The organism is Kitasatospora arboriphila, from assembly GCF_039528095.1.
GTDB classification, from domain to species: domain Bacteria; phylum Actinomycetota; class Actinomycetes; order Streptomycetales; family Streptomycetaceae; genus Kitasatospora; species Kitasatospora arboriphila.
On the sequence record NZ_BAAALD010000055.1, the window covers coordinates 42,212 to 52,626 of the forward strand.

At 70.2% G+C, this 10,415-nt stretch carries 8 protein-coding genes and 2 pseudogenes; 5 read left to right on the plus strand and 5 right to left on the minus strand.

The window, feature by feature from the left end; all coding sequences use genetic code 11:
• The first annotated feature begins 2 nt into the window (after positions 1 to 2).
• Positions 3 to 761: a glycosyltransferase family 2 protein gene (locus tag ABD353_RS25350; protein ID WP_344625973.1), complete on the plus strand. Its 759-nt coding sequence runs from the start codon at positions 3 to 5 to the stop codon at positions 759 to 761.
• A gap of 62 nt (positions 762 to 823) precedes the next feature.
• On the opposite strand, the gene ABD353_RS25355 is transcribed toward ABD353_RS25350, so the two are convergent.
• Entirely contained in the window at positions 824 to 1,366 is a 543-nt protein-coding gene (locus ABD353_RS25355) for a hypothetical protein (protein WP_344625974.1), read from the minus strand.
• Between the two features lie 953 nt (positions 1,367 to 2,319).
• Here ABD353_RS25355 and ABD353_RS25360 point away from each other — a divergent pair.
• Positions 2,320 to 3,936: an ATP-dependent nuclease gene (locus ABD353_RS25360; protein WP_344625975.1), complete on the plus strand. Its 1,617-nt coding sequence runs from the start codon at positions 2,320 to 2,322 to the stop codon at positions 3,934 to 3,936.
• 399 nt (positions 3,937 to 4,335) lie between these two features.
• Here the strand turns inward: ABD353_RS25360 and ABD353_RS25365 are convergent, their stop codons facing one another.
• On the minus strand, positions 4,336 to 4,746 hold the full coding sequence (locus ABD353_RS25365) for a GlcG/HbpS family heme-binding protein (RefSeq protein WP_344625976.1): 411 nt from the start codon (positions 4,744 to 4,746) through the stop codon (positions 4,336 to 4,338).
• A gap of 74 nt (positions 4,747 to 4,820) precedes the next feature.
• The gene (locus ABD353_RS25370; RefSeq protein WP_344625977.1) at positions 4,821 to 6,050 is read right to left on the minus strand and encodes an MFS transporter; all 1,230 of its coding nucleotides are present in this window, start codon (positions 6,048 to 6,050) and stop codon (positions 4,821 to 4,823) included.
• 138 nt (positions 6,051 to 6,188) lie between these two features.
• Between ABD353_RS25370 and ABD353_RS25375 the strand changes: the two are divergent.
• Positions 6,189 to 6,623 (plus strand): annotated as a pseudogene (locus tag ABD353_RS25375) (MarR family winged helix-turn-helix transcriptional regulator); the annotation flags it as partial.
• Positions 6,624 to 6,818: 195 nt separating this feature from the next.
• Here ABD353_RS25375 and ABD353_RS25380 read toward each other — a convergent pair.
• Together ABD353_RS25380 and ABD353_RS25385 are read right to left on the minus strand one after the other, a co-directional pair.
• A complete protein-coding gene (locus ABD353_RS25380) occupies positions 6,819 to 7,784 on the minus strand; it encodes a peptidase (RefSeq protein ID WP_344625978.1) in 966 nt (321 codons plus the stop codon).
• A gap of 2 nt (positions 7,785 to 7,786) precedes the next feature.
• On the minus strand, positions 7,787 to 9,034 hold the full coding sequence (locus tag ABD353_RS25385; RefSeq protein ID WP_425555246.1) for a VWA domain-containing protein: 1,248 nt from the start codon (positions 9,032 to 9,034) through the stop codon (positions 7,787 to 7,789).
• 208 nt (positions 9,035 to 9,242) lie between these two features.
• On the opposite strand from ABD353_RS25385, the gene ABD353_RS25390 reads away from it, so the two are divergent.
• Positions 9,243 to 10,157 (plus strand): ATP-binding cassette domain-containing protein, encoded by a 915-nt coding sequence (locus ABD353_RS25390; protein WP_344625980.1) that lies wholly within the window; start codon positions 9,243 to 9,245, stop codon positions 10,155 to 10,157.
• A pseudogene (locus tag ABD353_RS25395) lies at positions 10,154 to 10,415 on the plus strand (ABC transporter); the annotation flags it as partial. The gene ABD353_RS25390 and the pseudogene ABD353_RS25395, both read left to right, overlap by 4 nt.

A 10,415-nucleotide genomic window follows, 5' to 3' on the forward strand; every position in this document is an offset into this window, starting at 1 on the left:
CCATGGGCAACGTCATCAGCGTGATCACGGCCGTCCACGGGCCGTCGGCCGAGTACCTCGGCGACGCGTACAAGTCCCTGCTGGAGCAGGAGCTGCCGGCGGGCTGGGACTGGCAGTGGATCATCCAGGAAGACGGCGAGACAGACGACGTCCGGCCGCATGTCCCGGACGACGCGCGGATCAGTTTCGGCCAGGGCCGCCATGGGCGCGCCGGCATGGCGCGGACGATGGGTATGTCGCGGGCGATCGGGCGCTTCGTGCGGGTGCTGGACGCGGACGACATGCTGACCCCGGGCGCGCTCGCGCGGGATCTCGAGGCACTGACCGGTCGACCGGACATCGCGTGGACAACCTCCCGGGTGCTCGACCTCCTGCCGGACGGCTCGACGGTCGGATTCGACCAGGACCCGCCCGAGGGGCCGATCGAGCGCGGCGAGGTACTGCGGCACTGGCAGGCCCACGACTTCCGGGCTCAGGTCCACCCGGCGACCCTCTGTGCGCGGCGGGAGCTCGTACTCGCGCTCGGCGGCTGGATGGCGCTGCCAGCGTCCGAGGACACGGGGCTGCTGCTGGCACTCAACGCGGTAAGCCGCGGCTGGTTCACGGCCGAGACCGGACTGCTCTACCGGAAGTGGCCGGGGCAGAGCACCAGCCAGGCAGCCCACAGCCAGGAGATCGAGCGAATGGCCCGCATGGCCGTGGTCGAGGCCCGGGCCGAGGCGCTGCTGGCGCTGGAACACTGGCGGATCGACGCGGCCTGAGAACGACGACGACCCCGGTGACGGAGGGCTTCCGCTGCCGGGGTCGTCTGCTGCCCGGGGCCCTACTCGCCGGGCGAGGGGGTGCGGGTCTCCGGGAGGATCAGCCCACGCGAAGTGTGTCGGTCCCCGACGAAGCCGCCGGTCACTCCGAGGTCGGCACGAGCCACCTCGTGGAACACGTTGATCGCGCGGAAGATCTCGGTGTGGAGTGCCCGCCACTCCTCCAGTGGACCCTCGACCAGCCGGCGGGCGCGCCAGTCGATCGCGAGCGTCGCAGAGTTCACCGCGTGTGCGGCGTCGATGACTGGGTCACCCGCGAGCATCATCAGCCGCTCGAACGCCAGAGCACGGCGCCCCTCTGCCTCGGTGAGGTCCATCAGCAGCTCGTGCTCGGTGCGGGGCATGGCCCGGAGGTCGTGAGTCACCTCGTACGCCAGCACAGCCGCGTAGATGCAGGAGCGGACGCTGCCCACGTACTCGACGTAGGCGTCTAGCTTCTTCTCGTCCCAGCGGACCCGCAGCGAGTCTTTGCGCTTGCTCCGCTCCATGAGCTGGTTCGTCATGTAGGTCGTCAGTCCACCCAGCACCACGGCAGCGATGGTCACCAGCTGCGTGATCGTATCCATGGTCCCCCGAAGCCGATGTGAAAGAGCGTCAGCCGTACTCGTGAGCATACGGGCGCCTCGACCCGGGGCCATAGGCCGGCGGCGATGGGGGAGGGGCGCGTAAAACTCTTCTCTACGGGTTCAAGGCGCCTCGCTCCGCTCGGCGGGGTAGGTGGGCGAAGCCCAAGGAAGGCACATCATCGGGCGGATCGAGATCCGGCGAGGATTCCCGGGTCTCCTGGAACTACTCAAGAGCAGCCTCACAGTACGTTCGGGGTGCCGCGCACGGCGCGGGCGGCGCCGGCCTTCCTCCGGCGCGCGCCCCGCCTCCTGTCTGCGCCCCGGCTGGGGCTTCGCCGTCGTCGGCCGCGCCCGCAAAGGGGGCGAAAAGCTAAGACCGGGGCATAAACGGACAGGTCCAACTTCCACCCCGCACAGCGGAGGAACGGGGCACAGGCCAGCGCACACCATCACGCCAGAACCAACCCCACCGGGGCCGGGGCGGGCGGCTCCACGGTTTTACCCACCTGCCCGGACCGGGGCCCGCACCGAGCAAGACCGGGGGGCCACTCGGCCAAATTGCGGTCAGGCCCCAAAAGCCCTGACCGAGTCGCAACAGCTTACGGCCCCCCGATCATGCTCGGACCCAGACCAGACAGGACACCGGCCAAAACCGCTCCACCGCCCTCTGTGCGTCGGAGCGCGAAAGGATCCACCTGTATCAGGCTGCAGGATGATGCGCAATTTTCTAGCGCCATGGCATGGCCTCATGGTATGACGGTCAACACGCCGTGCGGACCAGGCCTTCACGAAATTGAGAATCGAGGCGCAAGTTGATTAGGGAAATTCGACTTCGGAAATTCAAGGCTTTCGAGTCATTCTCTATCGGCTTTCAGGAATCGTCCCTGCTGGTTGGCCCCAATAGTGCAGGTAAAAGTACTGTTCTGTCTGCCTTGAAACTCGCCGAATCGTGCCTCAGGGTTGCAAAGCGGACTCGTCCGTCAATCCCCGCTCAGCATCGAGGTTCCTGGTATCAGGGGTATCCGGTTCCAATTCGCGACTTCGAAGCACTCAATGAGAGCGTTCGCCATAATTTTCGCGACGACGAAACCAGTCTCGAACTGACGTGGAAAAATGGCTCCAAGATGCGGGTGGTGTGGCCAGAGATTTCCCGAGGCGAGGATGAGCCGGACCCATTCTTCTACCTGCTGGATAAGTCGAGAAGCACGCCCAGGACGCCCGCCGCGGTAAAGGCTGGATTCTCTACGATTGGTGTAATTCCAACTCTGTCTCCGCTGGAGCATGCAGAGAGAATCCTAGAAGATGAGACCGTTAAGCGAAACCAGACGGGGCGCCTGAGTAGCAGGCACTTCCGGAATCAGCTGCGAATGCTCACGCAGGCGGGAAAATGGGAGGAATTCCTCAAGTTTGCCTCGCCGTGGCTTGCCGGAATCAGGCTGGAGAAGCCGGTTCTCAAGTACGACTCATCAAGCATTGATGTCTACTTCACCGAGGCGGAGAGTGGAGTAGAGAAGGAGCTGGTTTGGGCTGGTGACGGCGTCCAGATCTGGCTTCAGCTTCTACTGCATATCTACCGATCTGCCGAGATGCCGACTCTCGTTCTCGACGAGCCGGAAGTATTTTTGCATGCAGATCTCCAGCGTCGATTGGTGCGGCTTCTGGAATCTCTCAATACTCAGGTCATACTGGCGACGCACTCAACCGAGGTCCTTGCTGAGGCTGACCCAAGGTCAATTGTCTGGATTGACAAGTCTCAGGAAAAAGCCATTCGAGCCCCCCAGGATGAGAATCTGAGCGGACTCAACTCCGCCCTTGGGACGTCCTTCAATTTGGCTATGGCGAAAGCGCTGAGGGCAAAAGGAGTGCTTTTTGTAGAGGGTAAGGATGTGAAAATCCTCAAGCGTCTCGCAAACTCGCTCTCACTCACGCAGCTTTCTGCCGAGACGTCGCTGGCCATTGTTCCAATGAATGGCTACTCAAATAGGGATCACGCAGAGGCTTTTGGCTGGTTCCTTAAGGAGTTTCTCGGAGCGTCGGTAAAGGCAATGGTTCTGCTTGATCGCGACTACAGGGCAGATTCGCAGGTTGCTGAAGTGGTTAAGCAGTTTTCCGCAGTCAACCTGCGGGCGCACATCTGGGGCAAGAAGGAGCTTGAGAGCTACCTAATTCTCCCCGAAGTGATCGCCCGTCTTTCCGGGTGCCCGGCAGGTGAGGTTCATTCCATCCTGGTTCAGGTAATGGAGGGAATGCGCACTAAAATTACGTCTCGATTGATCGCGGAGCGTCTCACGTCGGAGAGGTCCAGCGGGAAAAGCGTTGCAACTATCAATGAAGACGTCTTGAATGAGGTTGCGCGGAAGTGGGGCAATGAAGACTATAGGCTTGCCACCTGCCCACCCAAGGAGATTCTTGCTGGTGTAAATTCGGAATTGCAGTCGCGGAAGTATAAGGCCGTTTCATTTCTGGCTATCGCGAGCGCAGCAACCGAAGTCGAACTCGACCCTGAGATGACGTCACTCCTTAGGGATATTGAAGGTCTTGTGGACTAGCCTCTATGCGTACTGTACGGCTACAAACTGTTCTGTGCTCCGCCGGCACCACATTTCGGTGGCAATAGCGGACGTCTGGGAACTGTGTGCGTGGGTGAGCGACGGTCTGACACCAGGTTGAGGAGGTGTCCGGTTGCTTCGGGACGAAGCGGACGCAGACTTGGCCGGAGCGGGTTCTGTACAGCAGAGGGATACAGCAACCAGGGCGACCGTAGGAGACTGCTGGCCAACGCAACAGCCGCGTGATCCTGGCCGGAGACCCCAGCGACCGCTCTGCCGGTAGTTCGCATCGAGGGGGTCAGGGGTTCGAATCCCCTCAGCTCCACCAACGAAATCCCGTCCGGTCGTCGACCGGACGGGATTTCTGTTTTCTGCGGTCGGGCCCGAACTGAGCGAGGGTCAGCCGAGGCCGGCCTCCGCCGCGGCGGCGAGGGCGAAGCCGTGGTCCTGGGCGGGAGCGCCGCCGCCGATGCCGAGGGCGCCGACGAGCCGTCCGTCGCGGTGCAGCGGGATGCCGCCGGCGAGGAAGAGCAGCGGGCGGTCCAGGGCGGTCGGCAGGGTGTGGAAGACGCCGCCCGGCTGCACCGCCTCGACCAGGTCGGCGGTGGGGGCGTCCAGCTGGAGGGCCGTGTAGGCCTTGCGGGTGCTGGTCTCGCCGGCGATCAGCACGGCCCGGTCGTCGCGGCGGAAGGCCAGCAGGTGGCCGCCGGCGTCCAGCACGGTGGCGGAGATCCGGACGCCCTCGGCCCCGGCGGCCCGGTGGGCGGCGGTGATCAGGCGGTCGGCGTCGGCGGTGGTCAGCGGGTTCATCGGGTGCTCCGGTTCGGTTCGGTGGTGCGGGTGGATCGTGCGCCGGGTGCGGGCGAGGAGGGGCGGACGGTCGGTCAGTGGTGGACGGGCACCCGCGGGTCGGCGGGTGCGGCCACGGTGGCCGGGGCCGCGTTCGGGGCCGCGGTGGACCGGCGGTCCAGCGCGGTGGAGAGGACGGCGAGGCCGAGGGCGGCCGCGGCCATCAGCGCACCGACCCAGTTGGGGGCGGTGGCGCCGAAGCCGGCCGAGAGGACGGCGCCGCCGAGCCAGGCGGCGAGCGCGTTGCCGAGGTTGAAGGCGCCGATGTTGACGGCGGAGGCGAGGGTCGGGGCGTCGGCCGTCCGGTCCAGGACGCGCTTCTGCAGCGGCGGGACGGTGGCGAAGCCGAGCGCGCCGATCAGCGGCACGGTCAGGGCGGCCAGCACCTTGTCGTGCGCGGTGAAGGCGAACAGTGCGAGCACGACGGCGAGTGCGCCGAGGGCGGTCATCAGCATCGGCATCAGCCGGCGGTCCGCGTACCGGCCGCCGATCAGGTTGCCGGCGACCATGCCGAGCCCGAACAGGACCAGCAGCCAGGTGACGGAGGACTCCGCGTAGCCGGCGGCGCCGGTCATCATCGGTGCGATGTAGGTGATCGCGGCGAAGACCCCGCCGAAGCCCAGCACGGTCATCAGCATCGCCAGCACGACCTGGACGTTGCGGAAGGCGGCCAGCTCGCGGCGGATCCCCGGCCGGTGCGCGCCGTCCGTGCCGGGCCGCGGGTCGGCCGGGACGAGGGCGGCGATGCCGGCCAGGCCGGCCACCCCGAGCGCGGCGACCAGGGCGAAGGTGGCCCGCCAGCCGACCTGCTGGCCGACCAGGGTGCCGAGCGGGACGCCGACCACGTTGGCGACGGTCAGGCCGGTGAACATCATGGCGATCGCCCCGGCCCGGCGCGCCGGGGCCACCAGGCCCGCCGCGACGATCGAGCCGATGCCGAAGAAGGCGCCGTGCGCGAGCGAGGCGGTGATCCGGCCGGCGAGCACCAGGCCGAAGGTGGGGGCGAGGGCGGTGAGCAGGTTGCCGGCGACGAACAGCCCCATCAGCAGCATGAGCATCCGCTTGCGGCTGATCCGGGTGCCGAGGACGGCGAGCAGCGGGGCGCCGACCACCACGCCGAGGGCGTAGCCGGTGGTGAGGAGCCCGGCGGTGGGGACGGAGACGCCGAAGTCCTGGGCCACCTGCGGCAGCAGCCCCATGACCACGAATTCCGTGGTGCCGATGCCGAAGGCGCCGATGGCGAGCGCCAGGAGTGCGAGAGGCATGGGTGGCCCTCCGAATGGTTGCGTGCAGGTCTTACGGGCTTCGACATTAATTGCAGACGCCGATAGTTGCAAACGCGGGCTTTTTCGGAGTTGGACTACCCTGGAACGGACACCGCAGCGAAGGGAGCAGTGGTCCCCATGACGCGACCCGAACCGGGCCTGGCCCACGGCTGGTGCGCCCTCTCGGCCCTGCACGGCCGGATCGAGACGTACATCGAGCGCGCCCTGCAGGCGGAGCACGCACTGAGCGTGCGCGAGTTCTCCGTCCTGGACGTGCTCAGCGACCAGCACGACGGCGAGGGCGGCCACTTCCGGATGGCCCAGCTCGCGGACGCCGTCGTGCTCAGCCAGAGCGCCACCACCCGGCTGGTCACCCGCCTGGAGGACCGCGGCCTGCTCGCCCGCTACCTCTGCCCGACCGACCGCCGGGGCATCTACACCGACGTCACCGAAGCCGGGCTCGCCCTGCTGGAGCAGGCCAGGCCCACCAACGACCACGCGCTGCGCGAGGCCCTGGACGCGGCCGGGCGCCGCCCCGAGCTCGCGCCGCTGGTCGCCGCCGTCCGCGGCCTGGAGCAGGCCCAGGCGGCAGCGCAGGCAGCGCAGGCCGGGCGGCCGGTGCAGGCGGTGCAGGAGGACGGCGCCGCGGCGCCCGTCCCGGTCGCGGTCGGCTGACCGGGCGGACGGCCCGGGAACGGCGCAGGGCCCGGCCGCGGCGACGGGGTGTCGCCGGGGCCGGGCCCTGCGCGGTGCTGCCGACCCGGAGGGTCAGCTGCGGTACTGCGGGTGCTGCGGCGCGGGCGCCTGCGGAGGCACCGGGGCCGGTCCGGCGGGCCGGCGCCCGCGCGGGTGGCGGGTGAGGGTGTAGCCCCACAGGCCGGCCAGGGCGGCCAGGGCGCCGCCCGCGACCGTCCAGTACCAGCGGGTGTTCCAGCCGGAGAACAGGCCGCTGTACCAGTGGGACTCCGGCTCGGCCGGCGCGGCCACCTCGACCGTGCCCGGCGCCGCCGGGGCGGAGGCCGAGGGCTTGGCGCTCGGGGTGGCCGCGGTCGCGTCGGGCGCCGCGGTGGAGCCCGCGTTGACCGGCGGCACCAGCGGGGCCTTCAGCTCGCCGCCCTCCGGCTGGGCGTCGTCCGCCCCGCCCTTGGCGGAGACCTGCAGCTTCACCTGGGCCGCGAGGCCGAGGTCCTGCTGCGGTACGTCCGCCACGGAGAGCCGGACGTAGTAGGTGCCCGGCAGCGGGTCGCCCGACCACGGCTCGGCCCAGGAGCGGATCTGCCGCAGCGCGCAGCTCATCGACACCGAGGCGGTGCCGGTGTCCGCGGTGGCGTTCTGCGGACCGGCGGTGCAGGACTGCCGGCGGCGCAGGCCGTCGAACAGCTCCACCGACCAGGTCTGCGCGCCGTGCCGGTCACCGGACGGCGGCAGCGCCACCGTGACGTGCACGGTGTCGGTCTGGCCCTCGGAGGCGGCGAACGCCCAGTACAGGTAGTCGCCGGTGGAGGCGGACACCGCGGCCGTCCGCCCGGCGGGCAGCGGCGTCGCGGTCAGGAAGGTCGTCCCTGCGGTCGTCACCGGAGCGGTGTCGGCCGAGCCGGACGGCGCCGGCGACGGGGAGGCCGCGGCGGCGGACGGCGCGGCCGCCAGCAGGGCGCCGAGCCCGATCGGCAGCACGGCCGCGGCACGGGCGGCCCGCGAACGCAGCATCAGGGAACGCATCATCGGTGCACGCATCGTCAGTTCTCCCGCCAGACAGCGATCCGCCAGCGCGCGACCCAGCCGAAGAGCAGGCCGGCCAGCAGGCCCGCGAGGGTCAGCACCAGCAGCAGGATCCAGCCGCGGCCGAGACCCATGGCCGGGCCGTCCGGTGACGGCGAGGCCTTGGCGACGTCCACCGTCAGCTCGACCGGCAGACCGGGCTCGGCCTGCACGCCGGCCTGGGCGGCGAAGGAGTTGCTGACGACCAGGCAGACGACGCCGTCGGTGGCCGCACCCTTGCCGGACGGCGAGGGCGTGGCGTCCTCGTCCGCCGCCGGGGCGGACCAGCGCAGACCGGTGGAGGCGACGTCGGTGCGGCCGCTGCCCGCGTCCGTGCCGCGCACCAGCTCCTGGCCGCGGGTGTCGGTGGCCAGCAGCAGCACGCCGTAGTCACGGGCGACCGCCCGGTCCGGGGTGACGCTGACCGAGGCGCGCAGCTCCTCGCCCGCCTTCACCGGCACCCGGTAGACGCGGTGCTCGGAGAACTTCTCGCGGTCGCTGTAGACGCCGGGCCGCAGCACCGGCGCGTTCGGGCAGGCGTCGGCGCCGGCCACCTTGGCGGGCGTCACCCGGTAGGTCTCGCCGGCCCGGTTGACCAACTGCTTGACCTTGTCGGTCAGCTGTTCCTTCGTCCGCACGTCGGTGTAGGTGCCGCCGGTGGCGTTGGCGATGCACAGCAGCTGCTGGCGGGTCTTGTCGTCGTGGGCGAGGCCCAGCGTGTCGACCACCAGGTTGATGCCCTGCGAGGCCAGTTCGCGGGCCACCTCGCACGGGTCCGGCGGGGCGCAGGAGTCCTCGCCGTCGGTGATCAGCACCACCCGGCGGGTGGTCGGGCCGTTGCCGAGGTCCTGGGCCGCGCCGCGCAGCGCCAGGCCGATCGGCGTCCAGCCGGTCGGACGCAGGGTGGCGACGGCCGTCTTGGCCTCCACCTTGTTCGTCTTCCCGACCGGGTAGAGCTGCTTGGTGTCCTTGCAGCCCTCCGCCTTGTCGTTGCCCGGGTAGGTGGCGCCCAGCGTGCGGATGCCGAACTCGGTCTCCGCGGGCAGGGCGTCGATCACCTCGCCGATGGACTGCTGGGCGACCGAGATCCGGCTCCGGCCCTCGATGTCGGTGGCCCGCATGGAGCCGCTGACGTCGAGGACGAGGTCGACCTTGGGTGCCTCGGTGGTGGCGGCCGCGGTGCCGCTGGGTTCGTCGGCGTACGCCGGGAGGGTGCCGAGCAGCATGCCGGCGGATATCGCCAGTGCTGACAGCAGCCCCGCCGCGCGGGTCGCCGTTCGTCGTCGGGTAGTCGTCACGCGCGCATCCTATGGATCATCAATTCGGTTCTCCCAATGTGCAGGGCCTGTGCGAACCAAGCGGATTGTGCGGATCGGAGCACCGCGGCCCACCGGGTCGGAGCACCGTCTAGGCTTCCGCGGAGGGAGGGGGCGCATGCGGCTCGACGGGGTTGGACGGCGGTACGGCAGGCGCGGGCCGTGGATCCTGCGCGGGGTGGCGCTCGCGGTGGAGGCGGGTGCGCTGGTGCGGATCGGCGGCCCGAACGGCAGCGGCAAGTCCACCCTGCTGCGGATCGCGGCCGGGGTGGAGCGCCCCACGGAGGGCACCGCCGAGCTGCCCGCCCGACGGGCCTACGTGCCCGAACGCTTCCCACCCGCACTGCCCTTCGACGCCCGCGGCTACCTGCGGCACCTCGGCCGCGTCCGCGGGATGGACGCCGCGGAGGCCGACCGCAGGGCCGAGCACTGGCTGGACGCCTTCGGCATCGCGGACCGGGCCGGCACCCCGCTCGCCGAACTCTCCAAGGGCACCTGCCAGAAGGTCGCCGTCGCCCAGGCCCTGCTCGCCGACGCCGACCTGCTGGTGCTCGACGAGGCCTGGACGGGACTCGACCCCGCCGCCCGCGCCCGGCTCGACGAGGCGGCCGCCGACCGGGCCGCCCGCGGCGGACGGGTGCTCTTCGTGGACCACGACCCGGCCCGGCTCGCCGGGCTCACCACCGCCGCGTACGAGCTCGACGACGGCGCCCTGCGGCCCGTCGGCACCGGGCCGGCCGGTGGTGCGACCGTGCTGGTCGAGGTGGAGACCGCCGGGCCGGGCCCGCTGCCCCAGCGGCTGCCCGGCGCACCCCGCCGCACCGGCCTGCCCGGCGGGGCCGTCCGGCTGGAGGTGGCCGGGGCGCACTCGGACGCCCTGCTGCGCGCCCTGCTCGCGGGCGACCGCGGCGTGCACGTGCGCAGTCTGGTGGCCGTCCCCGGGCCGGCCGCCGACGGGCACGCCCACGACGCGCGGGGCGATGCCGGACAGGACGCCCAGGACGTGCAGGCCGTTCCGGAGGAGGCCCGGTGACCGCCCTGATCCGCTATCAACTTGAGCTGCTGCTGCGCTCCCACCGCCTGATGCCGCCCGCGCTCTGCTACGGGGTGCTGATGGTGCTCGGGCTGTCCGGCGGGGACGACCCGCTCGGCGGCCACGCCTGGAGCGCCGGTCTGCTGCTGCCGGTCACCGCCTGGCTGGTGCGCTGCGCGGTGACCGCCGAGCCCGCGGCCGCCCCGGCCCACCGGACCGCCGCCGCGGTCGCCCGCCCGGTGCGCCGCGCCGAGCGCC